The 23,914-nt window shown below is 60.7% G+C and carries 26 protein-coding genes and 1 pseudogene; 13 read left to right on the top strand and 14 right to left on the bottom strand.

The annotated features are described in order from the left end of the window. Positions 1-28: 28 nt before the first annotated feature. The gene (locus AC0L3O_RS20845; protein WP_287238549.1) at positions 29-430 is read right to left on the bottom strand and encodes a thiol-disulfide oxidoreductase DCC family protein; all 402 of its coding nucleotides are present in this window, start codon (positions 428-430) and stop codon (positions 29-31) included. After that, positions 427-615 (bottom strand): hypothetical protein, encoded by a 189-nt coding sequence (locus AC0L3O_RS20840; RefSeq protein WP_128246943.1) that lies wholly within the window; start codon positions 613-615, stop codon positions 427-429. The genes AC0L3O_RS20845 and AC0L3O_RS20840 overlap by 4 nt, the downstream gene beginning before the upstream one ends. A gap of 251 nt (positions 616-866) precedes the next feature. On the opposite strand from AC0L3O_RS20840, the gene AC0L3O_RS20835 reads away from it, so the two are divergent. From AC0L3O_RS20835 to AC0L3O_RS20825, 3 genes are all read left to right on the top strand, one after another. Then, positions 867-1,397 (top strand): hypothetical protein, encoded by a 531-nt coding sequence (locus AC0L3O_RS20835; RefSeq protein ID WP_473616480.1) that lies wholly within the window; start codon positions 867-869, stop codon positions 1,395-1,397. Between the two features lie 133 nt (positions 1,398-1,530). Beyond that, positions 1,531-2,253, top strand: a complete 723-nt coding sequence (locus AC0L3O_RS20830) for a class I SAM-dependent methyltransferase (protein WP_287238545.1) — start codon at positions 1,531-1,533, stop codon at positions 2,251-2,253. Between the two features lie 4 nt (positions 2,254-2,257). After that, positions 2,258-3,250 carry a polysaccharide deacetylase family protein gene (locus tag AC0L3O_RS20825; protein WP_287238543.1) on the top strand — a complete coding sequence of 331 codons (993 nt, stop codon included), beginning with the start codon at positions 2,258-2,260 and terminating at the stop codon, positions 3,248-3,250. Positions 3,251-3,286: 36 nt separating this feature from the next. Here AC0L3O_RS20825 and AC0L3O_RS20820 read toward each other — a convergent pair whose 3' ends face one another. Then, a complete protein-coding gene (locus AC0L3O_RS20820) occupies positions 3,287-4,090 on the bottom strand; it encodes a hypothetical protein (RefSeq protein ID WP_287238541.1) in 804 nt (267 codons plus the stop codon). A gap of 331 nt (positions 4,091-4,421) precedes the next feature. Beyond that, positions 4,422-4,796 (bottom strand): annotated as a pseudogene (locus AC0L3O_RS20815) (glycosyltransferase family 2 protein); the annotation flags it as partial. A 591-nt stretch (positions 4,797-5,387) separates the two neighbouring features. On the opposite strand from AC0L3O_RS20815, the gene AC0L3O_RS20810 reads away from it, so the two are divergent. The 3 genes from AC0L3O_RS20810 to AC0L3O_RS20800 all read left to right on the top strand — a co-directional run bounded on the left by AC0L3O_RS20810 (position 5,388) and on the right by AC0L3O_RS20800 (position 7,904). Then, a complete protein-coding gene (locus tag AC0L3O_RS20810) occupies positions 5,388-6,440 on the top strand; it encodes an acyltransferase family protein (RefSeq protein WP_473616478.1) in 1,053 nt (350 codons plus the stop codon). A 213-nt stretch (positions 6,441-6,653) separates the two neighbouring features. Then, the gene (locus AC0L3O_RS20805; protein WP_287238537.1) at positions 6,654-7,460 is read left to right on the top strand and encodes a class I SAM-dependent methyltransferase; all 807 of its coding nucleotides are present in this window, start codon (positions 6,654-6,656) and stop codon (positions 7,458-7,460) included. 138 nt (positions 7,461-7,598) lie between these two features. Further along, positions 7,599-7,904 (top strand): hypothetical protein, encoded by a 306-nt coding sequence (locus tag AC0L3O_RS20800; RefSeq protein ID WP_023799134.1) that lies wholly within the window; start codon positions 7,599-7,601, stop codon positions 7,902-7,904. A 69-nt stretch (positions 7,905-7,973) separates the two neighbouring features. Here AC0L3O_RS20800 and AC0L3O_RS20795 read toward each other — a convergent pair whose 3' ends face one another. Beyond that, complete coding sequence (locus tag AC0L3O_RS20795) at positions 7,974-8,312, bottom strand: hypothetical protein (RefSeq protein WP_128246950.1); 339 nt, start codon at positions 8,310-8,312, stop codon at positions 7,974-7,976. A 170-nt stretch (positions 8,313-8,482) separates the two neighbouring features. Between AC0L3O_RS20795 and AC0L3O_RS20790 the strand changes: the two genes are divergently transcribed. Continuing rightward, positions 8,483-10,630, top strand: coding sequence for an alpha/beta fold hydrolase (locus tag AC0L3O_RS20790; RefSeq protein ID WP_473616477.1), 2,148 nt, complete (start codon positions 8,483-8,485; stop codon positions 10,628-10,630). A gap of 117 nt (positions 10,631-10,747) precedes the next feature. Here AC0L3O_RS20790 and AC0L3O_RS20785 read toward each other — a convergent pair whose 3' ends face one another. Continuing rightward, entirely contained in the window at positions 10,748-11,602 is an 855-nt protein-coding gene (locus AC0L3O_RS20785; RefSeq protein ID WP_128247039.1) for an aldo/keto reductase, read from the bottom strand. Positions 11,603-11,760: 158 nt separating this feature from the next. Further along, the gene (locus AC0L3O_RS20780; RefSeq protein WP_128246952.1) at positions 11,761-12,771 is read right to left on the bottom strand and encodes an Lnb N-terminal periplasmic domain-containing protein; all 1,011 of its coding nucleotides are present in this window, start codon (positions 12,769-12,771) and stop codon (positions 11,761-11,763) included. Between the two features lie 474 nt (positions 12,772-13,245). Here AC0L3O_RS20780 and AC0L3O_RS20775 point away from each other — a divergent pair, with 474 nt between their 5' ends. Both AC0L3O_RS20775 and AC0L3O_RS20770 read left to right on the top strand, forming a co-directional pair. After that, complete coding sequence (locus AC0L3O_RS20775) at positions 13,246-14,388, top strand: MFS transporter (protein ID WP_473616491.1); 1,143 nt, start codon at positions 13,246-13,248, stop codon at positions 14,386-14,388. Between the two features lie 101 nt (positions 14,389-14,489). Next, positions 14,490-14,726 (top strand): hypothetical protein, encoded by a 237-nt coding sequence (locus AC0L3O_RS20770; protein ID WP_473481307.1) that lies wholly within the window; start codon positions 14,490-14,492, stop codon positions 14,724-14,726. Between the two features lie 16 nt (positions 14,727-14,742). Here the strand turns inward: AC0L3O_RS20770 and AC0L3O_RS20765 are convergent, their stop codons facing one another. The 3 genes from AC0L3O_RS20765 to AC0L3O_RS20755 all read right to left on the bottom strand — a co-directional run bounded on the left by AC0L3O_RS20765 (position 14,743) and on the right by AC0L3O_RS20755 (position 17,129). After that, a complete protein-coding gene (locus AC0L3O_RS20765; protein ID WP_473481305.1) occupies positions 14,743-15,135 on the bottom strand; it encodes a VOC family protein in 393 nt (130 codons plus the stop codon). 87 nt (positions 15,136-15,222) lie between these two features. Next, positions 15,223-15,684, bottom strand: a complete 462-nt coding sequence (locus AC0L3O_RS20760; protein WP_473616475.1) for a histidine phosphatase family protein — start codon at positions 15,682-15,684, stop codon at positions 15,223-15,225. A gap of 206 nt (positions 15,685-15,890) precedes the next feature. Then, on the bottom strand, positions 15,891-17,129 hold the full coding sequence (locus tag AC0L3O_RS20755; RefSeq protein ID WP_287077300.1) for an MFS transporter: 1,239 nt from the start codon (positions 17,127-17,129) through the stop codon (positions 15,891-15,893). A gap of 401 nt (positions 17,130-17,530) precedes the next feature. On the opposite strand from AC0L3O_RS20755, the gene AC0L3O_RS20750 reads away from it, so the two are divergent. The 4 genes from AC0L3O_RS20750 to AC0L3O_RS20735 all read left to right on the top strand — a co-directional run bounded on the left by AC0L3O_RS20750 (position 17,531) and on the right by AC0L3O_RS20735 (position 19,934). Continuing rightward, entirely contained in the window at positions 17,531-18,166 is a 636-nt protein-coding gene (locus AC0L3O_RS20750; protein ID WP_128170327.1) for an ankyrin repeat domain-containing protein, read from the top strand. Between the two features lie 131 nt (positions 18,167-18,297). Continuing rightward, entirely contained in the window at positions 18,298-18,705 is a 408-nt protein-coding gene (locus AC0L3O_RS20745; protein ID WP_473481418.1) for an ArsR/SmtB family transcription factor, read from the top strand. Next, positions 18,702-19,235 carry an SRPBCC family protein gene (locus tag AC0L3O_RS20740; protein WP_473481300.1) on the top strand — a complete coding sequence of 178 codons (534 nt, stop codon included), beginning with the start codon at positions 18,702-18,704 and terminating at the stop codon, positions 19,233-19,235. The genes AC0L3O_RS20745 and AC0L3O_RS20740 overlap by 4 nt, the downstream gene beginning before the upstream one ends. A 123-nt stretch (positions 19,236-19,358) precedes the next feature. Continuing rightward, positions 19,359-19,934, top strand: a complete 576-nt coding sequence (locus AC0L3O_RS20735) for a dihydrofolate reductase family protein (RefSeq protein ID WP_287188064.1) — start codon at positions 19,359-19,361, stop codon at positions 19,932-19,934. A 69-nt stretch (positions 19,935-20,003) separates the two neighbouring features. Here the strand turns inward: AC0L3O_RS20735 and AC0L3O_RS20730 are convergent, their stop codons facing one another. From AC0L3O_RS20730 to AC0L3O_RS20715, 4 genes are all read right to left on the bottom strand, one after another. Continuing rightward, entirely contained in the window at positions 20,004-20,753 is a 750-nt protein-coding gene (locus AC0L3O_RS20730; RefSeq protein ID WP_292483966.1) for a glucose 1-dehydrogenase, read from the bottom strand. A gap of 77 nt (positions 20,754-20,830) precedes the next feature. After that, entirely contained in the window at positions 20,831-21,835 is a 1,005-nt protein-coding gene (locus AC0L3O_RS20725; RefSeq protein ID WP_287284401.1) for a sugar-binding protein, read from the bottom strand. 53 nt (positions 21,836-21,888) lie between these two features. Further along, positions 21,889-22,989, bottom strand: a complete 1,101-nt coding sequence (locus AC0L3O_RS20720; RefSeq protein WP_473616474.1) for an ABC transporter permease — start codon at positions 22,987-22,989, stop codon at positions 21,889-21,891. A 16-nt stretch (positions 22,990-23,005) separates the two neighbouring features. Further along, the gene (locus tag AC0L3O_RS20715) at positions 23,006-23,746 is read right to left on the bottom strand and encodes an ATP-binding cassette domain-containing protein (protein ID WP_287284399.1); all 741 of its coding nucleotides are present in this window, start codon (positions 23,744-23,746) and stop codon (positions 23,006-23,008) included. Positions 23,747-23,914 lie beyond the last annotated feature (168 nt).

Genomic DNA, 23,914 nt, shown 5'->3' with positions numbered 1-23,914 from the left:
CCGAGGGCATGCTTTTGCGCGACATGCTTTAGCGCCGTTCGAGATCTGCAGGGATCAGCGAGCGGCCGCGAAGCCTCAGGGTGGCCCGGCGTCCGAGCTTGAGCGCCGGATAGATCAGCCGCGCCGCCGTCCTGTTTGAGAGAATCCTGCGGTTGAGCCAGCCAAAAAGCGTCGAAGAGGAACTGAGGATCGCCAGGAGATTGATGGCTTCCTCGCCGTGGTAGACGCGGTCCTCGAAAACGAAGAGCATGCCCTCGTTCAGGTCGAAGCCCTGGCGCTGAAACTCGGCAACGCGCGGGTCGCCGGAGCGCGCGTCGAGCAGCTCGACAGGACCGACCGCGTCGCGCAGCCGGGCAAAGCGGACATAGCTCTGGCAGAAGATGCAGTCGCCGTCATAGACGATAAGCGCCGTCTTCCCGGGTGGCTTCATTGCAGCGTCGGATCCTGACTGTGCCCGATCGGTGCTTCTACGGCGCCATCCATCGCGCAATTGCTGTAGAATGCGCAGCCGGAGATGACGGGCAGGTTGCTGAAGGCGTCGAGGATGGCGACGAGCACCAGCCCGATAATGCCGAGCATCAACATTTTCTTGTAGGCGGGCAGGTCGCGAAGCATCTTGGTCCTTTGCTGCTTGATACGGACCTGGTCGATCCGACGTCAAAGCGCGATCGATTTCAACAGCCGGCCGCCTTTCGCAAAAACGGTAACCGGCGCCGGTCAACGTTTCCTATCGAAAGGCCTTGAACTGACACATCGGCACTACCCCGATATTGTGCAGCGCAACAATGGGTGAAGATCGGCGGAAAATCAAGCGGACTGCTGAATTTTAGTCTGCGCGGTCTGGGGTTCAGGGACGCGGCAAACGCATGGATTTCAACTCAGGCCATGGCTATTTCCTCATCCGCGGCCTCATCCTGGTCGGTGCCGGGCTTCTGATCCTTTCGCTGATCGTCAATATTCGTGTGGCGCACAGCGTGCGCCACGACATGCGCCATCGTGATAATCGCAACATCTTTTCCCAGCTTGGCGTGATCCTGATCGGTATTGGCGTTTCTCTGTTCATCTTCTTCTTCAGAAGAATTATCAGGACCAGCGCAAACGCGAAAAGGAGCTCCAGCTGGCTCTCGCCAAACTGGCCGCGCGCATTGCTCGCGGCGCCGCCGTCGTCGAATACCTTGGCGAATTCGATGCGCTGCTGGATGATGGCGGGCCCTACATCAGCCCGGAACTCGGTGGAACGAATGCCGCGCGCGCCGCGCTCCGAGGCGCGGGGCACTCGCCAGGTTACGAAGGTCTTGCGCCCCGCGACTGACACCCGTAACATGGGGTTGCAATCACGTCGAAAGGTCGAAAGGTGGTCAGGCCGAGTTCGCATCCCTCGGGAGCTAGGTCGATGACCAAGGTACGGTGCTCACCGTTCAGAGGGCAGCAGCCCCAGTAGCGCGAAGCCAAGGCGTGAAACCATTTGGCAGGACCCGACAGTATGTGATGCCTGAGAGCGCCTGGGGAGTTCGCTACGCAAAATGTAGAATGTTTGCCCATCGCCTCTTGCCGAAAATCGTCAAGAAACGATTGAGGCGGCTGATGAGATATGACCGACCCGGCGTCGGAAGGGTGCACTTTGGCGACTTTGAGCGGACCGATCCGATCAGTCGAAATTTCGGGTATGATCGCGGAACACCAATTGATCGTATCTACATCGAAAGATTTCTGGCGGAACACGCGTCAAGCATCCACGGTAGAACGCTTGAAGTCGTGGACGACGACTACACGGCTCGCTTCGGAGGACCGAGAACGACACAGCGTGATATCGTCGACTTGCGCCCTGAAAATACCCGCGCGACGATCGTCGGCGACCTCACGAGCCTGGGCGCAGAATGGAACGATAAGTTCGATGCGATCGTACTGACCCAGACTCTGCATCTCATCTTTGATCTGCAGAAGGCTGTTTCTGCGCTCTTCCGGCTCCTCAAGAGCGGTGGAACCGTACTTGTAACGGTGCCAGGCCTGACGCCCATTGATCATCATCAGGAATATGAAACCTGGTATTGGTCGCTGACGGAAGCTTCCGCTCGCCGATTGTTCTCGGATGTCTTTGGGGCGGACTCGACGCATATTGCTGTCTATGGAAACGTCTGCTCTGCGGTATGCTTTCTCGAAGGTATTGCTGCGGAAGAGCTCAAGCCAGAAATGCTACACGAGCAGGATCATCACTTTCCTGTCACCATCGGGATATGCGCCACAAAGGGCTAATAGAATGGCTTGGACGCTCAAGACAAGGTTGCGCCGCGTTTTACGTCGCTGCGTCTTCAAGCCGGTGATCCTGATGTACCATCGCATCGCTGCAACGGACCTGGACCCGTGGGAACTCGCCGTTTCGCCAACCAATTTCGAGAAGCAGGTGCGGGACCTCGCAAAGACGAGACGTGTGCTGCCGTTGCGCGAACTCGCATCGAGGCACATTGAAGGAAGCCTTCCACCTGACGCTGCAGCCATTACTTTCGACGACGGCTACGCGTGCAATGCCTTAATCGCGGCGCCTGTCCTGGAAACGCTCGGTCTTCCAGCTACGTTCTTTCTGGTAACGTCCATGCTCGGGAAAACCGACGAGTTCTGGAACGATGCTCTCGAACGGGTTATCTTCGATCCTAGGGCCGCAGGACCAGCCTCCATCGTCGTCGCCGGTCGCGATGCTCATGTTGATCTGGGTGAACAGGCCGATGACTATCAATTGGGCCGAGGGTGGCGAGCTATGCACGAGCCGCCTCGAACTGCGCGCGAGCAGGCCTATCTCAAGCTTTGGAAGGTTCTGAAGCCGGCCTCTTTTGATGTGCAGTACCAAGCAATCGAATCACTCGCTCGCCAGGTCGGCAGTGACTTGGCGCCTCGAACCAGCCACCGACCCATGACGATTGATGAAGCCCGAATGCTCTCGCGAAGGTCGCGCTTGGACATTTCAGGTCACACGGACACCCACGTTTCCCTCCCATTGTGGGATCGGCACATCCAGCTGAAGGAGATCCAAAAAAGCTGCCGGACGTGCGAGGACCTGTCGTCCCGCCCATGCACCACATTCGCCTACCCCTATGGCGACTATTCCGACCTGACCATCGAATGCGCAAAAGAGTCGGGGCTGGCCTGCGCCGTGTCGGCCTACCCCAGACCTGTGGCGAACACGGACCTCCCTCTGGTGCTGCCGCGGATCATGATGACGAACGAGAGCATTGTCGGATATCTGGACGCAAATTGATGCATAAGCCGATGTTCGGCGAGCGCGGTCGCGGCGTTATTGTTCAGTTCGTGATCTGGCCTTCAGTCGGGTCGAGATCACGCCAGTCTCCACGATCGGAAGTACGAAATTCTGCGCCATCACGGCTTGGCAGATCTGCTTCTTGAGCAAAGGGCCCACCGAGCGCTCTCGTAGAAACTTTATAAAAGATGAGATAAGTTTCTTCTGAGCGATTAAATGTGTGGTCGTTCCAAAAATCATAGAAAACGGAGCTCTTTTGGAGTAAGTCGACAACACCTCTCTTAAGTACCGCTCGATGATCATCTCCCTAACACGTGCACTAGAGAAATTCTGGTCAACGAGGACTTCCAATTGTCCGACCTCGGCTCGCTCGGGGCGAACGACGGCAATGAAAGACCTGATGCCTGGACCAAGATTGATCTGCGGAATGGCTCCGGGAATTCGGACGACCCGCGAGGCCACACTTCCGACAACGCCGATGGTGTCGGACGCATTAGCGGTAGCGGCGAGACGTTCTGTATGGTCCAGCACGTCGTTCACGAAAGAAGGCCCGCAGTGAGCAATCGTGCCAATTTTTTCTAGGAACTCTTGAAGGTGAGGTTTCAGTGTAGGCCAGCAGGTTTCCCAATTGGGCCTGAAGTCGCCTAATCCGATGGGAATGGCGTCGAACAAGGCCGCTCCGATATCAGAAGCTGCCAAGGGCTCGGCAGGAAGAGCTTGCATCCCTCTCAAGACGCCCTGGAGTGAGTGCTTGCGTGCGATTGCAAGACCCGCCAACCAACTGGCAAAGCGATATGCCGCAGCGGGGAACTCTGCAGGCGATACGCCTTCGGCATACATGGGATGGGGTCTTGGAACTCGGGGATCGGGGCCGTGCCCGCGGGCGATGACGATGAGCCGTCTCGAAACTCCTGCTCGTAGTAGGTACTGAGCGAGGATTCTGTTTGGCGATAAAAGGCCACGAACTCATCAACGCCCCTGCAGAGGGCGCCAGACCGGATGACACGCTGCCAGAGATCCCAGTCCGCGCAGCCATCAATGTTTCATCAAAACCGCCAAGCTCGTGAAAGGTCGAGTTTTTCAAAATGCATGCATGGACCATAAACGTTGCCGTTGATGCAAGGCGATGGAATAAGTCGCCCCCGGGCAGGTGTACCTGCGATCGATCCTGGCTGCGGCTCCCGCACACGCGAAGGCCTAAGGCGTGCACAAGATGCACATCCTGGCCGGCAACGCGCAATAGGGAGCCAAGGGCATTAGGAGCGAGCCAGTCGTCGCTGTCGAGAAAGAGCAACCAATCTGCCTTTGCTTTTGCCACCCCTGTGTTTCTGGCCGAAGCAGCACCTCGCTGTGTCTGCAACCAGAGCGAAATTCTGGGGTCATGGGACGCGAGATTCTGAAGCACGGCGGGTGTTCCATCGGTTGACCCGTCGTCAACGAGAATGGCTTCCCAGTCGGCGAGGGATTGCGCCTTAAATGAAGCCACCGCTTCGAGGATTAGCATGGGCTGATTGTGTACGGGGATGACTATGGAAACCTGCGGCATAGTGGTCCTGTCCAAGGCATCCGGACGCTCGTGACCTTTTGAGGATATCGCGAACAGGATGGTGAGCGCGCCTTCGCGGCGGCCATTAGTCCGTAGAAGGTTAACTTTTTCTGGGAGCGGTTCAAGATGGCAAAAGGCAGCTCAGCGGCCGATGGTGCGTCGAGGCAGTATTCCGGCGTGTGGAGGTAGCCACTTAGATCCCGCGCGAACGCCAGGATCCGACTCTCCGCGGCCGCATCGACATCACAACAGCTTGTGGAGCCTCGCCGACGTCCGAATTGGGGTCGCGACTTGCCCTGCCTCCGAAACTTGAACGTCGCCAACGGGTCAGCAGCGCTGGTCGCGCGCATGTCGGATTTTTGAACGGAAAACGGCCCCCGAAGGTCTCGGAAGGGCTCTTTCCGGATGTTGACGCCCCCTACGAACATGTAGGCGTAGAAGCCGAATGGTATCGCCCGACTGAATGGGACTATCGGCAATCCGTCAAGCCGGGCCAATTCGCACTTGCCACACAGTATGATGCAATGCACAATCGCCATCGAAACCGAAGGACCGGGCCGGCCGATAAGCCGTATCCAGGAAACGCTGAAGTTGAACCTGCCCATACGTGAGACTTGGCTAGACACTGCCAAGGGCTTGGGAATCACCCTCGTCGTCATGGCCCACGTCCTCGACCACAGCACCTGGCGATGGGCGCACCCGATTTACTTTACGGCATCGCTGTTCTTCATGCCGTTCTTCTTCATCATATCCGGCTACCTTTTTGCCGTGACGGAGAGGAAGGCGCTTTTCCGCAAGCGCGTCCAGGGCCTGCTCATTCCCTATGTGATGTTTCTCGGCGCGATCATGGCGAGCGTGCTCGTTGTGGACTTTTTGCGCGGCGACACCCCGGCGCCCTGGCAGATCAGGGAACTCATCACCGACGCGCTGCTGGGCGGACGGCACCTGACGCGCGAACTCGGCGTGTTCTGGTTCGTCACCTGCCTCGTCGCCACGCAACTTGTCTATAACGAGGTGGCGATCAGGACCAGCGGGCCGACCGATCCCGGCATGCTGGTCTTCGTCGGCGCATCCGTCGGCCTCGCCTATTCAATCCAGGCCTACTGGCAGGAGGTGCGCGCGCCGCTGGCTCTGACGAACGTGCCGCTCGCCATCGGCGCATTCTGGTTCGGACATTTCCTGCGCGAACGCGGCATGAGCGCGCTGTGGTCGGCGGTGTTTGTCGTAACGGTTGCCGGGGTTGCGCTCGCGGCGGCGCGGTCGGGGTCCGACTTTACCTTCAGCATGAAGAACGCCATCTTCGGCCCGCCACTTCTCGGCCTGCTCGTTGCATTGGCGATCTCGACCTTTATCCTCGGCCTCGTCCGCTTCATGGCGATGCCGAGCTTGCGCATCGCTCCGTTGGCGGAAATCGGCGCGGCCTCCCTGGTGATCATGTTAGTCCATCAGTTCGTTCATTTCACGCTGCGGGACTTCGGAATGTCTTCCGAGTTGGCACTGATCGCCCTGTCGCTCGGACTTCCCTATCTGCTCTATCGCGGACTGAGATCGTCCCGGATACTGTCTCCCTGGTTCATCGGAAGCGGAGACCTGGCGCTCAGCATCCAACTGATGAGGCGGAGCCTCGCGTTCCGGGCAGGCTGAGCACGAACGCGTCCAGGTGACGGCAGCAGCGGTTTGCTTCCGGATCGGAGCTGTCCGGCGCCCGGTTCGTCTGCCTTGCCGGCCCGTTTCGGCCGAGCGTGTGGGCATCCGAGTACGATTCCGGGCAGACCTTCCTGGCCCCTGTTCCCGCGAGCGCGGCGGGCGTATTCTCGCGGTCCGACGGGTCGAAAATCATCAGGGGAGGAGATTGCGATGGCTGAGGCAACGCGCCACGACGCCTGGCAGGCCGGGGATAGCTACGACCTCTATATGGGACGATGGAGCCGTCAGATCGCTCCACCGTTCGTGGCTTGGCTCGATCCGGCGGAGGGTCTGGACTGGCTGGAGGTGGGTTGCGGAACCGGGGCGCTGTCGGCAGCCATCTTGGCCCGTTGCAATCCCAGGAGCCTGGTGTCCATAGATCCGTCGGAGGGTTTTCTCGCCAAGGCGCGGGCAAACGTGCCGGACAAGCGTGTCGCGTTTCTCGCAGGCGATGCGCAGGCCTTGGCAGTCGAATCGGGCAGCAAGGACATGGTCGTGTCGGCGCTTGTTCTCAACTTCGTCCCCGACAGGCAAAAGGCGCTCGCCGAGATGCGGCGAGTGGCCCGCCCTGGAGCGACGATTGGATTCTATGTGTGGGATTATCCTGGCGGCGGGGTGGAATTCATGCGGGCCTTCTGGACCGCTGCAACGGCGCTTGACCCCGGTGCCATCGACCTTACCGAGGACAGGCGTTTTCCATTTTGCACACAAGATGGATTGACCGATCTCGCGGAGAAGGCCGGCCTGGGCTCCATCGACTCCACCCGGATTGAAATGCCCGCTGTGTTCAAGGACTTTGAGGACTACTGGCGCCCCTTCACCCTGGGTGCGGGACCGGCGCCCGGCTACTGCATGAGTCTCGAACCCGCAGCTCGCCAGAGATTGATGGAGAGGCTCCGCGACAGTCTGCCGCGCGGCGAGGGCGGGTCCATTCCCCTGAAAACGAGAGCCTGGGCAGTCAAGGCGAAGGTGCGCTGATGACTGGCAGCCATGTCGCGGCAAACCGGCAGGCGGCCAATCATAGACTGCCGGCGCAAAGTTCGGGTTGACCGGCCTTGTGCGCGAAGCGACTATTCGTCTGGACAGCCGAGATGCAGATTGCGCGAGGAGATTACGATGGACGAGCCCGATCGCTGGCGTCACATGTCGAGCGCGCCAAGGGATGGCAGCCGAATCCTTGTCACGGTTCGGCCGTCCGAACAGGGACCGGCGGAAGTCGACCTGGCTTACTGGTCTCGAGCCGACCAGTTCGGCAGCGAAGGCTGGCGCGCTTCCGACTCGTCGCCCGGACGCGTGGTTGAATACGCCGAACCCGAGCTGAAGTGCTGGATGCCGCTGCCGACAGCCAATCTGAGCAAGGGTTCATTGCCCAGCCCCTGGGACGAAGAAGATGTCCCGCTGCTGGATGGATCGGGGATATGAGGCTGAGCGCGAAGGGGAGTTTTCACCGTAAAAAGGCCATTGGGATCGGGCCGAAACCCGCTGTCGTGCTCACCGGCGCCAGAACGAGTTGCTTATCTCTGCTTCGATCTGCGCCAGCCTCAAGCCAATATCGTCGGTCAACTTAAGTGCATTTTTCATAGCGATGCGCGGTTTGAATGGATGCAGTCGCCGGAATAAATCACGCCCAAGTCGCGCGATCAGCGCGCATGCGCGGATCGCGGTGGTCCGGAAATCGAACGAGCGGACCGTTGATACCCGGCAGGCCCGCTGCTTCTCGAGATAATGCGTAAGTGCAATATCGTGGCGTAACGGGCCGCCGCGCGGCTGCTCATTTTGACCGGGATCATCATGCCAGATGGGCCATTCGGACGAACTCGGGCGTAGCATAGTGTGAAATAAGGGCTGCTCGTCCGGACACTCTCCACCACGGACGTGAGAGGCGCGTTGGGGCCAGCGTGAAGGATTCGTGAAAACGCCAGGCCGATGAAAATGAAGGTTGAATTAGGGGCAACTACAGGAAAGGATCGCAACCAAAGTTGTGGCCGTGGGCGGACCCGATGTCGCACCCTCATCTCTGTCTGCTAGGCGGTTTCGACTTCGCCGGAGGCGCAGCGGCGGTCCCGGTTTTCAGCCGCAAGGCGCGCGCTATGTTGGCTTATCTCGCCCTGCAATCCGGACACTCGCAGTCACGCGAGAAGCTCGCAGCGCTTTTGTGGGGCGGCAACGGTGAGGCCCAGGCGCGGATGAACCTCCGGCAGGCCCTATCGGCTATCAGGAAAGGGTTGGACGGATCCGATGGCCGAGCGTTCCTCACCGACGGCGACAGCATTACCCTCAATCTCGACGATCTTGATTTCGATGTCGTGCGGTTCGAGGCGCTGGCCGCCGGTTCCGAACCGGAGCAACTCGAACAGGCGCTTGTCGTCTATCGCGGCGACCTGCTCGACGGCTTCGGCCTGAAGGAGGAGCCGTTCGAGGATTGGCTGCGGGTCGAGCGCGAGCGCCTGAGGGCGATGGCCGTCGCGGCACTGGACAAGCTCGTCGCGCATTACTGCACCACGAACGAACCTGCCTCATGCGTGCGCGCGGCAACACGCCTGCTCGCCATCGAGCCGCTGAGGGAGGATATCCACCGCGCCCTGATGCGAGCCTATGCGGCTCAGGGCCGGCTCACTCTCGCGCTGAAGCAATATGAAAATTGCCGCGGTGCGCTGCAGCGGGAACTGAACCTGCAGCCCGAGCCGGAAACCCGACATCTCTATGAAGACCTGCGGACGCGCCGCATGACACCGCAAGCCGCCTCCCGGGCAGCTGCCTCGGTGTCGTCTTCCCAGACACCGCCACCGTCGCCAGCCCGAACCGGCGAGCGGCCGGCGTTCCGGGCCGAGCCGATGCGCCCCGCGACCCATTACGTCAAATCGGCCGGGATCAACATCGCCTATCAGGTGACCGGCGACGGCCCGGTCGACCTGATCTACGTGCCTGGATGGGTCTCCAACCTTGATCTTGCCTGGTCGTCGCCGCGGCTTTCGCATGTGCTCCATCGCCTCGGCGCCTTCTCGCGCCTGATCCGCATGGATAAGCGCGGCACGGGGCTGTCCGATCGAAATGTCGGTTTGCCAACGCTGGAAGAGCGAATGGAAGACATGCGGGCGGTGCTGAATGCGGTCGGCTCAAAGCACACGGTTCTGTTCGGCGGTTCCGAAGGCGGCCCCATGTGCATGCTGTTCGCGGCGACCTATCCCGAGCGGACAGCGGCTCTCGTCCTCAACGGAACCTATGCCAGAGGTCGATGGTCGAAGGATTACCCTTGGGCAAGGACAAGCGAGCAGGTGGAAGAAGATCTGGCCGCCGTCGAGAGACAATGGGGGGAGCCGGCGGATATGAGCAACGCCGCGCCCAGCCTGATGAATGATAGTTTCGAGAGAGAATGGTTCGCCGCGTATCTCAGGAATTCGGCCTCGCCTGCCGACGCGATCGCGCTGTGGCGCTGGGCCACCGAAATCGATGTTCGCGCCCTTCTCCCAGCCATTCACGTCCCGACACTGATCGTGCAGACGGCAGGCGACCGCTGGGCAAAGCTGGAAGAGGGGCGCTATCTGGCAACGCATATCGAAGGCGCCAGATACATCGAGCTTGCCGGCCGTGATCACGTAATCTGGGGCGAGAATTCCGATCGACTTGTCGACGAGATCCAGACCTTCGTCACCGGCGCCTTGCCGGCAGCGCCGGGCGAAGGGGTTCTGGTGTCGGTGCTGTCCCTGGAGATAGCCGGCCCCCCTTCTGGTGTCGGCGCAGATCTGATCGAGCGATACGCCGAAGAGATCCGCGGCGAACTGCTCGCTGCCGAAGGCAGACAGATCAGGCGCTCCGCAAGCGGATTTTTCGCCGTGTTCCAACGGCCGACGCGGTCGATCCAGTGCGCGATCGCAATCCGTCATCGCCTGAGGCATTCCGGTCTCGATGTCCGCTCGGCAGTCCATACCGGCGAATGCCAAGTGCGCGGCGATGACTTCACTGGCGTTGCAATCGAGCTGTCATCGCGGCTGCTCGATCACGCGCGGCCGGGCGAGATCATCGCGTCGCGGACGGTGCGCGATCTGGTAGTCGGCTCCGGCCTGACTTTCGAAGAGCATGGCGAACTGGAAGCGAGCGGGCTGCCAGGCAGCCTGCAGCTTTTTTCCGTCAGTAAACCGGCTGTCTGACATTGGCCGGCAACAAATCGCGGCGTGCAGGCTCGGCATCGGGCAGTCGACCGTCGCCAAGCGGCCGCTACCCTCACGCCATCCGCCTTCGCTGATCTGGCCGAGTCCCGTCGCTGGTTAGAACAGGAACGCAGCCGTGGCCGGGTTCGCGCCCGTACGGCCGTTTGATGAATCCATACCTCGAATGAGCTCGAGGTCCTTTGAATCCAGCTCGAAATCGAAGACGTCGAAATTGGCGGCAATCCGGTCCTGGTGGATCGACTTTGGAATGACGATCAGCCCTTCCTGAAGATGCCAGCGGATGATCACCTGCGCCACGGACTTGCGGTGTTTTCCGGCGATCTTTTCGAGGGTCGGGTCGCTCAACAGCCGGCCGCTGCCCAGCGGGCTCCAGCTTTCGATGCGGATGTTGTGCGTGCTGTGAAATTCTCTGGTCTGGCGCTGTTGAAACCGGGGATGGAGTTCGATCTGGTTGACTGAGGGTGTGACACCAGTTTCGCCGATGATCCGCTCCAGATGGTCGTGGTTGAAATTCGAAACGCCAATCGACTTGGTCCGGCCGGATTGCCTGAGTTCGATCAGCGTCTTCCACGCCTCGACATATTTGCCCTGGCTGGGCACTGGCCAGTGGATCAGGAACAGGTCGATCTGCTCGATGCCCAGCTTGTTCATCGTCTCGTCGAAAGCCCGCAGGGCGGCGTCACGCTGATGCGCGCCGTTTCGCAGCTTCGAGGTGATGAACAGTTCGCTTCTCGGCACGCCAGCCGTGCGGATCGCCTGCCCGACGCCCTCCTCGTTCTGGTAGCCTTCGGCGGTGTCGATCAGTCTGTAGCCGGCCTTGATTCCCCAACTCACGACTTGGGCCGTAATGGCTGGATCGACCTGCCAAACGCCAAGGCCGATCTGGGGAATGGCTGAGCCATCATTCAATGTGATCTGCTCAACTTTAGTCAGGGTAATTTGTTCAGGCATGCTCAGGTCCTTCTGCATCGCTCCGCCCCGGCGCAGTGCTTATCTAGGCGCGGCGTCCGCCAATGCGAGTCGACAGGAGGAGAAAGTAGAAGTGCGCCGTGAAGCCGGGATGAGATCCGGTTCGAACCGCCCAGCGTTTCCAAACACGATTCCAGAGATCAATAAATTGGACCGGGGGATGGCACGCCAATCCGGATCGATCTCGAAAAGTCTGGCGAAAGGCCCGACTCCCGCGCACGGCCGTCAATGTGGGCTGCCTCCCTCAAAACCGACATCGGCAAGCTGACATCGAGCGCACCCCGTGCATACGCATATTCGGGAAGATAGCCGTTAACGATGAGGCGCCAGTCAAGAGGCACCACGTCACCGACGGCTCGCATCATCTTGACGATCGTGGTCGTGCAGTTCGTCGTGATGGAATTATAGAATTCTGGAGTCGTGGAAAGTGCATTTGCGTCCAAGACGTATTCCAGCAAGAGCGCCCGGGCCGCTTCCGGTGACACTTTTAGCCGATAGATTTGGACATCCTCTCCACGAACGTTTGACCTGACGCCGACGACGTCTCGCTCATCAGCCGCAATAATGACCAGGGGATTGCTCTTGAACAGGTCTGCCATGGGTGAAAACTTGCCGCCTCCATGGCGCCGCACCTCAATCGACCAGGCAAGATAGTCACCTCCTGCAAAGCCGAAGCTTATGATGACATGGGCGATTTTGGTCCCGGACCAATAAGACATGAAGAGATCCACCGTCTGAACGTTGGAGAGGTCGTAGGTCCGCGTTGTCCAGCGTTCGGTGAAATCAGTAGCGCTACGCCACTCGAAGTCGCGCACATCAGTCAGCGTCAACAGGTTTCCGTCGCGGGTGCCGGTTACCTGACGGGCGACGTCGGGCGCCCAGTCCGCGTGATCGAAAGGCCTGATGGTGCTCCACCAAACCAGAACCACAGCTAACGCAGCTGCAAACAGGACAAGCGCCCTGATGCGAAACCGGCTGAAGAGGGCGATGATAGTGGCGAGGCCGAACAAGATGAACAGGACGCCGGCCAGAGCCCGTCCAAGCTCAGCCACAGGCAGACGATACCACATGGCAAGTCCGGCCCAGGCAGTCAGGATTGCGACGGCTAGCGAAAGGATGATGGCAAGCGAAATCCGAGCGATGCGACGCATTTATACCCCCCTCTGGCAGTCTGTCATTGCCTGGATGCCATTTCTCACGGAACGCTCGAAGACAACAACTCTACATGTCCATATTGGAGCACCAATCGGTCCGATACCATTTTCGCCGCGGATTTCGCAGGCGTGGAGCGAGCGAGAAGGTGCCCACGCGAAACGGACGCGCTCGGCATCGGCCGTTCGATGAAGTGACCGCGCGAGCTCACGGGCCCCAACAAGTTCCTTCATCCATCCATCCGTACCTCAAACGCCCGTCCATCTACCCGGAACAGGTTCTCTCTGTTCCAGTCCAACAAAACCGATACTCGCCTCGCTGGAATATCTAACGCGACTCCGTCATGATCTTTCCGCCTTGCCGAGCGTCGCTGCCGAGCGCGGTGACGCCGACGCAGGTCATGAGAGTAGGCTAGGCCAGTGCAGCGGATCCACCCGACGACCTTTCTTTTTGCGGCCCGAGCCCTGCGCGATATGGGCGATGGGTTCGTGGCCGTTCTGTTGCCAGTCTACCTGCTCGCATTGGGTTTCACGCCTCTGCAGGTCGGCATCATCGCGACCGCATCGCTACTCGGTTCAGCGCTCTTGACCATCGCCGTCGGAGTCCTTGGTGCCCGACACGATCACCGCCGTCTCCTGCTTGCCGCCACCAGTCTGATGGTCGCCACGGGTGTGGCCTTTGCCCTGGTTCATGACTACGCGCTGCTTTTGGTGATCGCGTTCGCAGGCACCATCAACCCGTCGGCCGGCAGCGTCAGCGTGTTCGTGCCATTAGAGCATGCCGTGCTCACACGCGAAGTCACTGATGCAGCCCGGACCAAGATGTTCGCGCGTTACAGCTTGGTGGGCGCGCTTGCAGGCGCCGTTGGCGCACTCGCTTCGGCGACCCCTGATCTTGTTGCTCCATCCGGCCCCGACCAACTCACCGGCATCAAGGCCATGTTCGTGCTCTACGCGTTGCTCGGCCTGCTAGGCGGCCTCTTCTACGCGCGGATCCCGCAGCGCCGTCCCACGTCGGACACAGGTACCGCGTCCGCGCTCGGCCCCTCGCGCAATATCGTTCTCAAGCTTGCGGCTCTTTTTAGCCTTGATGCTTTCGCCGGCGGCTTTGTCGTCCAGTCGCTGCTTGCCCTATGGCTGTTCGAAAAATTCGACCTGTCGCTTTCGGAAGCGGGATTTTTCTTCTTCTGGTCCGGCGTGCTTTCGGCGTTCTCATTCCCCGTTGCAGCTTGGCTGTCCCGGCACATCGGACTCATCAACACGATGGTGTTCACACACATTCCGTCCAGCATCGCCCTGATGCTGGCGGCGCTTGCGCCGACGCTACCTCTGACACTGGCCCTGCTGCTGGTCCGCGCTGCGCTTTCGCAGATGGACGTCCCGACGCGCTCATCTTACGTCATGGCCGTTGTCACGGAAGCGGAGCGGGCGGCGGCCGCGAGCTTCACATCTGTCCCGCGCAGTCTGGCCGCGGCAGCCAGTCCGGCGCTGGCGGGCGCTCTGCTTGCTGCCTCTTTCCGAGCTTGGCCCCTCCTCATCTGCGGTGCATTGAAGATCATTTATGACCTGCTGCTGCTGCTGCAGTTCCGGCTCTTGAAGCCCCCAGAGGAGCGGTGAGGCCAGCCTTGTCGGTTTGGGGCGTTTAGCCAGGAGGGATCGATCGCGGCGGCAAAGCGTTTGAAAGGTGTCGACCGTTTTGAGCTGGCTCGGAGCGTGAAATGTCGCCTCGCTTCCTGCTGACGTTATTCGCCGCCCTTTATCCGGCATCATCGGTGCACGCCGGTGTCGATGTCGAGCGCGCACTGGAAGCCTTCCACAGCACCTGCCTGGCACACGTTGACCGCTTCGACCGAGCGGGTCACGACCGCGACGAGTTTTGGACGCGATTTCAGCAGACTGATCAGCTGGCTGCGGCAGAACACCGTGACAATGCTCGCAGAACGTTCGCCGCCTGACTACACCACCGAGCGATCACGGGTTCCATCCGCCGCTGCCGTACTGACGGGTAATGATCTCGAGAAGATGACCGTTCGGGTCCTCGAAATAAACGCCGCGGCCGCCGTCGTGGTGGTTGATCTCGCCCAACTGCGTCCGGCTGGGGTCAGCCCAGTACGAGAGGTTCCGTTCACGAATCCTGGCGAAGATCTCGTCGAACTCGGCTTCGCTGACCAGGAAGGCGTAATGCTGCGGCCTGATTTCGCCTGAGGTATCCATATAGTCGAGGTTGGCACCGTTTTCGGTGGTGACCATCTGGAAAGGACCCCAGCGCCTCGCGGCTGGAAGGCCAAGCATTTCCGCCAGGAATTTTGCCGACGCCTCGCTGTCGTGGGCCGGCAGTATTGTATGGTTGAAATCGATAGCCATGCCATCACTCCCTTTAATTTCTCCTCGCACGTCGTTGTTCCGCGACAGAAGCGGTGCTGCACGAGATGGGGTCGATGGCCATGATGCTCAAGCCGGCGTGGCAACCTGCCCGATGACCTGCACGGGCTCAGCTTCATGAATACGGACGATGATCATTTCGCCGCTATCCGGCACCTCGCCGGTCAAACCGGTGATGTTGACCTGATGCGTGACAAGGACCACAGGCCCGCCGAAACGCTGCCCGCGGAGCCAGGCCAAAAGGGCAGCGGTGCGCACTTCTGCGGCCGAACTGTCGCCAAAGAACGAATTGAGCAGCTCAAGAGGCACGACGTCGCCGATCCCGAGCAGGCGAGCGGTGTCGAGGCAACGACACCACTGGCTCGAATAGACGGCTGCCAACGAGATGCCGTTCGCACGGAACAGGTCGCCGATCGCGCGGGCCTGCGCACGACCTTCTTCCGACAGATTCCGCTGGGTGCTGCAATCACCGAGCCTTAAGCCAGGCGGATCGCCGGAGCCTGGGGCCGCGGCATGGCGCAGCAGCGCCATGGCTTCTCCGGATCGCAGGGCTGCCCAGAGTGGCCCGGAGGCGTGTGCCTTGCCGAAGGCAGCCGCTCCGAGCGACAGGACAAGAAATCGCCGACGTCCAATTCGCATCTTGCTTCTCACCTTATCCGATTAGCAGCCTGACGCGGACCAGCACTTCATTCCGCAGGTAGCGACATAAATGTTGGTTTCGACGATTTCAGGACCGATCAGGAGCTGGAAAGATTCAAGCCGCGAGACAGGCCCCGCGTCAGCCTCCGCGACACCCGCCACATCAGCAAGGCGGCGGCCAGGCTGTAGACGCCCATCAACGCCAGTTGCAGCGAGTAGTCGACGCCGGCGTCGATCAGGTATCCGGTGATGCCGGGACCCATCGCCGAGGCCAGAACCATCACGGCCACCACAACCGAGCGGATCGCACCGAGATGCGCGGTGCCGTAGATCTCCGGCCACATGGCGCCCTCCAGGGTCGAGGAGAAGCCGTAGCTGATGCCAAGCAGCGCCATGAAGACGAAGATGGCGAAAGGCGCCGTCAGATAGGCAGCCGCGAAGCATGCCAGCGCCAGCGGCAGAAGGAATAGAGGCAGCAGCTGGACCGCCGAGAAGCGGTCGATCAGCCACCCGGCCAGAAGCGCAAAACCCATCGTCGTGGCGGACAGGACGGCGAAGCCGCTGGCGAAGAGTTGCAGCGGCCAGCCCCGGAGCTCGGTTAGATAGACCTGGTGAAAGAAGATGGTGGTGCCGACGAAGGCGGGAGCCAGGACGCCCAGGCAGATGGCGTAGAAGGTCGGATCGCGCAGGACTTCCGCCCGCGTCCAGTGCTTCACTGCGCGTTGCGCCCTCGGCTGGGCCTCGCTCTGCGGATTGCGTTCCTTCCAGACCAGCGCACAAACCAGAGGCAAGGCCACGACCAGGATGAAGGCTGCGCAGACGAACCAGCTTCCCCTCCAGCCGACGAGGCCGGCCACGAGGACGAACAGGAAAGGCAGCAGAGCGCCGCCGACATGAAAGCCAAGCGTGACGACCGAGACGGCGCGGCCCCGGTTCGCGGCGAACCAGCGACCAGTCGCCGTCAGAGCCGTCTGGGTCATCATCCCCTGGCCAAAAAGGCGCAGCAAATAGAGCGCAAGGAGCAGCGTTGGCAGCGACCCGGCGAACCCCATCGCAATGCTGGCGCAGGCAAGCATGAGCATCGTCGCGATCGCCATGGTCACTGTCGAATACCGGTCCAGCGACCGACCCAAGAACGGCAGGGTCGCCGCGCTAAGCAGCGTTGCCAGCATGTAAAGGCCGCCGAACTCGCCATGACTCAACCCGAACGTCTCGCGGATACCGCCGTTCGACAAGGCGATGAAGAAGGTCTGCCCGAAGGACGAGACGAGGGTCAGCAAAAAGGCGCCCGCGAGCCAGCGGACATTGTTGACGACGAATGCACTGAAGGACTGCATGTTGTTTCTCGATTGAGTGCGCGCTTCCTGTTCGTCTTTATCGGCCTCCGCTGTCGGAGGATATCGGCCAGTTCCGCTTTGATCAGTGGCCTGGCTTCACGTTCGAGCCGGTCGAACTTCCATGCCGATTACCAACCAGCCAGTCCGACTTCGGCGTCCTCGCCACTCTGCTTGCAAGTGAAGTCAGTCGGATGCCGTCGCGCTCTTAGGTCAGGCACTCAAAGGCATCATGCCTCTCGCTCAAGCTCAGGTTCGCTATCTTCTCCTTCTTCCCCTCTCGGATTGTATTTGCGGACACCGTCGAATGAGAAAGGCTTTTCGATGGAAGCCGGTCATTCGGTGGATGTCGGCCGAACCGGAACAATGGTATCCTGCAGGGAGCATTCGGGGAGGCGACTGCATTGACCGAGAGCTTGGAAGTCGAAGGGGCGAGAGGTTGGTCGAATCTGCTGATCGCGGCAGAAAGCGGCGATGCGGGGGCCGTTCGAGCGGAATTGGCGGCCGGCGCCAATATCAACGAGGCGGACGGCGGCGGCTGGTCAGCCCTTCATCTCGCAGCCCTCAATGCCCGCACCGCGGCGGTCGAGGCGTTGATCGAACACCCAGCAATCGATGTGAATTCCAGAAACAAATGGAAGAGCACGCCTTTGAGCCTTGCTTCGGCCAAGGGCCACTACGCCTCTATTTTAGCCCTCGTGAAACATCCCGAAATAGAGATTAATGCAAGAGCCGACTACTACGGCAGAACGGCCCTTATTGAAGCGGCAAAGAACGGGCATCTGGATGTCGTTAAGTTGCTTGTCGAGAATGGCGCCGACGTGAATCTTACTGACAAGACCGGAAGAAACAACGCGCTTATCGAGGCAATCAAGGGACGGCACTACGAGGTCGCGGGATACCTGCTTGATTCCCGGAAAATGAACTTTCTCAACAAGGATATGAGACTGAACGCCCTGATCTGGGCTGGAAGCTGCCATAACCCTCAACTCATCGAAAAGCTGGAAGTCTCGATTCATACTTTCTTCGAAGGCAAGTGAAGGTCCCGCTTCCGCCGGCCCTTGCACTGGCCGAATGTCTTCGATCGCCGCAGACCGCCTGTGGAACTCCCTTCCAAGATCATTCAACCAATCGGTTGACAATTCGAAAGCGTGCCTCTATATTCAACTACATGGTTGAATTAGAGACACCCCAGATCGACGCGGTTTTTCACGCGCTTGGTGACACCACCCGCCGGCATATGCTTCGCGACCTCGCCGGCGGCGAGCGAACGGTGAGCCAGTTGGCGGAACCCTTCGCCATGTCGTTGGCGGCCGCCTCCAAGCACATTAAGACGCTGGAGAATGCAGGGCTTATTCGTCGCGAAGTGAGGGGCCGCACACATATTTGCCGCCTCGAACCCGGACCGCTGGCCAGCGCCCACCAATGGCTCGGCTTCTACGAGCGGTTCTGGACCAACCGTCTCGACGTCCTCGAGCGTCTGCTTCGCGAGGAGGACGCACGCAAAGCCCCGGGTGATTCCTGGGCCCGGGATGATTCCAGGAAATCGCCCGCCTCAAAAGAAGGAGACGACCAATGAACCAGATGAAAGCCATCGAAGCCTATGGCGAACTGACCGAGCCCGCCACGTTCACTATCCAGCGGCTTTTGCCCGGTCCCATCGAGCGGGTCTGGGCTTATCTCACCGAGAGTGACCTGCGCCGGCAGTGGATGGCTGCGGGCCAGATGGAAATGAAGGCCGGCACCTCGTTCGAGTTGGTCTGGCGTAACGACGAGCTGACCGATCCGCCCGGCCAGCGCCCCGCCGGCTTTCCCGAAGAGCACCGGATGGAGGGACGGATCACCGAGCTCGATCCGCCTTACAAACTTGCCATCACCTGGGGAGACACCGGCGGGGTTTCCTTCTTGCTGGAGCCGAAGGGCAATGAAGTGCTGCTCACCGTCATCCATCGCCGGCTGCCGGAACGCGCCATCCAGCTCAACGTCACCGCCGGCTGGCACATGCACCTCGACATGCTGGCTGCCCGCCTCGCGGGCAAGACGCCGACCTCGTTTTGGGAGGGCTGGAGCCGCCTGCGGGAAGAATACGACCGCCGCCTGCCGGCCTGACACGATCGCGCCGGCTGAAGTCACCGCCCAGCCTCCACCGGCATCCGTCCGTGGAGGCTCGCACACCAGTAACGATGAAACGATGAAACGTGCTTGCATTGGGCAAGCCTGATGGAGGACGTCATGCGCAAATTGATCGCCGGAATGAAGGTTTCCGTCGACGGCAAGATGGAGGGACCCGAGGGTTACGCGGAATGGGTCGACGCGTGGTCGGAGGAGTATGGGCTGATGCCGCAAATCGATGCCTGCCTGCTCGGGAGCATCATGTACGCCGGCTACGAGCGCTACTGGAGCGCGATCCAGAATGAGCCGGACAAGCCGTTGCCGATGACCGGCAAATTGCCGACGCCGGAGGAGCTCGAATGGGCCCGCTTTGCCGAACATACCCCGCATTATGTGCTGTCGAACACGATGACTTCGGCGGCCTGGCCAAAGACGCGCTTCGTGCGGAGCCTCGAAGACATCGCTGGCCTCAAGCAGCAGCCCGGCAAGGATATCTATCTCATGGGCGGTGCGCGAATGACCGCGAGCCTCATCGATGCCGGGCTGGTGGATGAACTGCGGCTTATCCTCTATCCACTGCTCGTCGGCGAAGGGAAGGCGCTGTTTGGAGCAACGCAAAATCGTCGCGGGCTTGAACTGCGGAAGGTTCAGCAGCTCACGGATGGGCGCGTGAGCCTGGTCTTTGGAATTGGCTAACTCAGCCGGTCTTCGCAGATTTCGCAGCGCTGCCCGGCTGAAATTTATTCCTGAAAGGCACGTCGCCGGTCAGAGGGAAACCGACAGCCCACCGTCGACGGCCAGCACATGGCCGTTGACGTAGGCGGCAGCGTCTGAGGCGAGAAACACCACGGCTCCGCCGAGTTCCTCAGGCTGGGCCCAGCGGCCCGCCGGGGTTCGTGCCTCGACCCATTTGGTGAAGGCCTCGTCGCTCATAAGTGCGGTGTTGAGCTCAGTAGCGAAATAGCCGGGGGCGATCGCGTTGACGGTGATGCCGTGACGGCCCAGTTCAGCGGCGGTAGAGCGTGTCAGCCCGTGCAGGCCCGCCTTTGCCGCCACATAGGCGTGAATGGTGGGACGGCCAAGGATCGCCGCAACCGATCCGGTGTTTATTATGCGCCCGAACTTGTTTGGCAGCATCAGGCGCACCGCGTCGCGCATCATGCGGAAGCAAGCCGAAAGATTGACGGCAATCACATGGTCGAAATCCTCGTCCTGCCATTCGACCAACGGACTTCGATGCTGGATGCCGGCGTTGTTGACCAGAATATCGAGGCGGCCGTGGCGTTCGACGATCCCTTCCAGCGACGCCCTCGAGATCGCCGCGTCGGTGACATCGAACGGCAGGGCTTCGGCCCCGATCCTTTCGGCCGCCGCGGACAGCGCCGCCGGATCGCGGGCATTGACGATCACCGTCGCGCCGTTTTCCGCAAGTGCCTTGGCCATGGCGAAGCCGAGGCCACGCGAAGCACCGGTGACCAACGCGACACGGCCGTTGAGCGAGAACAATTCCGACATTGATAATCCCCCAAGAAAAGGGCGGGCTATGAAAAGGGCGGGAGTTTGCTCCCGCCCAATTAACGCTATTTGGAGCACTATTTGGCGATGCAGGTATCCGCTGTCTCCGGCGTGCAAATGTCAAGGCCGGTATAGGTCGGGTCGGCCGGCGAAGCCTTGCCGTCCTTCATGTCCTTCAGCGCCATCATCGTCTTGTAGCCCATTTCGAACGGCCGCTGGCCGACCTGGCCGAGCGAGAACCCTTCCTTCATCTGGTCGATCTGTACGGGAAGCGTATCGGCGACGACCAGGGCCAGGGCCTTCGAGGCGATCTTGTCCTTGTACGGCGCGACCGCGGCGCGATTGGCATCGGGGATGAACTGCGGGAAGCCGCCGGTTGGGATGAACGCGTCGAGGTTCGGGTTTTTCGCCATGATGTCCTCGAACTGCTGCACCGAGCGCGGGAAGTCGTCGTCGGTGTAGAGTGGGCAGCCCTCGATTTCGGTCCAGCCGTTCTGTCCGGTCAGGCGGTCGCCGGGTGAGGCTGCCGATTTGGTCCCCGAAAGCGTGTCGCGAATGCCCTGCATGCGCTCATTGTGGTTGGCCGCCGCCGCGCCGCCCGACTGGATACAGATCGTGCCGCCCTTGGGCTTGATCTGCATGGCGAGCTTGGCGAGGTTCGCGCCGATCTCATAATTGTGCGTGCCGATATAGGCGACGCGCAGGTCCTTGTTCTCGGGCAGCAGATCGGAGTCCCAGGTGAGGACCGGAATGCCCGCGTCCTTGGCGGCCTGCAGCGCAACCGCCATCGCCGCAGCGTTCGATGGCGATACGGCGATGCCGTCCACCCTCTTGGCCACGAGATCCTGCACGATCTGTACCTGCTCGTCGCCGCCGCCATGCTCGCCGGGGCCGATATACATGCACTCCAGGGCACCATTCGATTCGGCTTCGGCCTTCTTGCAGCCGTCGCGTGCCTGGTCGAAGAAAGGATTGTTCATGTTCTTCGGCACCAGGGCGAAGGTGTATTTCGCCTCGGCACCGGAAACGGCAAGCACCATGGCGCCAAGCGCGACAGCCGCCGTCAGCAGATGTTTCTTCATGTGAAGTTCTCCTCCTTGGTGTGATGTCCCGCAGGCCTCCCGCCGGCGGGTTTCTAGCGGCTTTTTTTGGGCATCAGGACTGCCAGCGACGCAGCGAGGATCGATTTGCCGCCGGTTTGCATGCCCAAAAGAACCGCAAGAACGATGAAGGCGCCGACGAAGGCACCCTGCCAGTTTGAATCGATGCCGGCCATCAGCAGCGCATTCCTGATCACTTCGAGGAACGCCGAGCCGATGACCGCACCGAAGGCCGTGCCGGCGCCGCCCATCAGGCTGGCGCCGCCAATCACTGTCGCCGCAATGACGCGCAGCTCATAGCCTTGGCCCATCGCATTGATGGCCGAGCCGTTGTAGCCGAGCAGCAGGAGCGAGGCGATCGAGGCGGTGAAGGCCGAGAAAAGGTAGGCCTGGAATTTGATCCAGTCGACCGGAACGCCGGTGAGCCGCGCCGCCTCCTCATTGCCGCCGATGGCGAACAGATGCCGGGCCCAGGCAGTGAAATTGAACACGAAGCCGACAATCAGCGCCAGGACCACCATGGTCCAGAATTGCGACGACAGTTCCGGTATCCAGTGCGGCGCCCAGTCCTCGGGTCCATGCCGCGGCCATTTCGCCTGGCCGATCGCCTTCACGATCGGAGCATCGGGCCCGAACTGGTAAAGCATCTGGTTGGCCGAGAACACCACCGCCAGCGAGCGCGCGACGGACAGCATGCCGAGGGTGACGACAAAGGACGGCATTCCGACATAGGCGACAAAAAATCCGTTGACCGCGCCGCAGGCCAGGCCGGAAATAAGGCCCATGGCGAAAGCGATGTACCAGGGATAATGCCAGGTGAGGAACAGGCCGGCGACGATGACCACGAGGCCCATGATCGAGCCGACCGACAGATCGATGCCACCGGTGATGATGACGACCGTCATGCCGAGCGCCATGATGCCGAAAGGCGCAAGATTGCGCGTCACATTGGCGACGTTTTCGGAGGTGCCGAAGCTCGGCTCCATCGCTGTCATCAAGATGACCAGCGCGATCAGCGCGATCGTCACCCAGAAGGGCTGACTTGAAATCACGCGTTGGAAAGCTGTCTGTTCCTTGGTCGGGACGAAGTCCGACATGGCCGGCTGGCCGGCGTTCCCGGCTGACTCCTGAACCATAACCGGCTCCTGAACACTATTCGCCACGGATGGCCCCCGTTATCAGTCCTGTGATTTCCTCGGGTGATGTGTTGCCGGTGTCCTTGTCGGCAACCTTGGAACCTCGCCTGAGCACGATGATGCGATCTGCGACGGCAAAAACGTCAGGCATGCGGTGGCTGATCAGCATGACGCCGACGCCCTGCGCTTTCAGGCGCCGGATCAATTCGAGCACTTCCGCCACCTGGCGCACCGAGATGGCGGCGGTCGGCTCGTCCATCAACACCAGCTTGGCGTTTGAAAGCCGGGTTCGCGCAATGGCTACCGCCTGGCGCTGCCCACCGGACATCTTCTTGACCAGATCGCGCGGCCTGGTTTCCGATTTGAGTTCCCTGAACAGCGCTGCCGAGCGGTCGATCATCGCCTGCTTGTCAAGCACTCTGATCGGCCAAAAGCCTTTCTTGATCTCGCGGCCGAGGAAGACGTTCTGCGCCGCCGTCAGATTGTCGGCGAGCGCCAAGTCTTGATAAACGACTTCGATCCCCTTGGCGCGGGCCTGGACAGGTTTATGGAAATGGCAAAGCTCGCCGTCCACGACAATTTCGCCGTCGCTCGGCGGGAAATTGCCAGCCACGGTCTTGACCACGGTGGACTTGCCGGCGCCGTTGTCCCCCATCAGACCCACGACTTCGCCTCGCTCCACCTGGAAGCTGACGTCGCTCAGGGCCTGGATGGCCCCGAAATTCTTCGAAACGTGGCGAACCTCAAGCACCGGCATCGCGGTCCTCCCCGGACAACATTTGCCAATCTTGTCCCGGACTTATGCAAGATAGCTAATCAGCGAAATGTATTCGACACAATCGTTATTCGAAGGAGACCGGCATCCGTTGTTGGAGGGGGGCAGGTGGACCCTGGAGCATCGAGAAGAATAGGACTTGCGAAGTTG

This window comes from Mesorhizobium sp. WSM4810 (assembly GCF_055811235.1).
The sequence above is the reverse complement of the archived record's forward strand: the minus strand, read 5'-3'. Positions and strand labels throughout refer to the sequence as shown.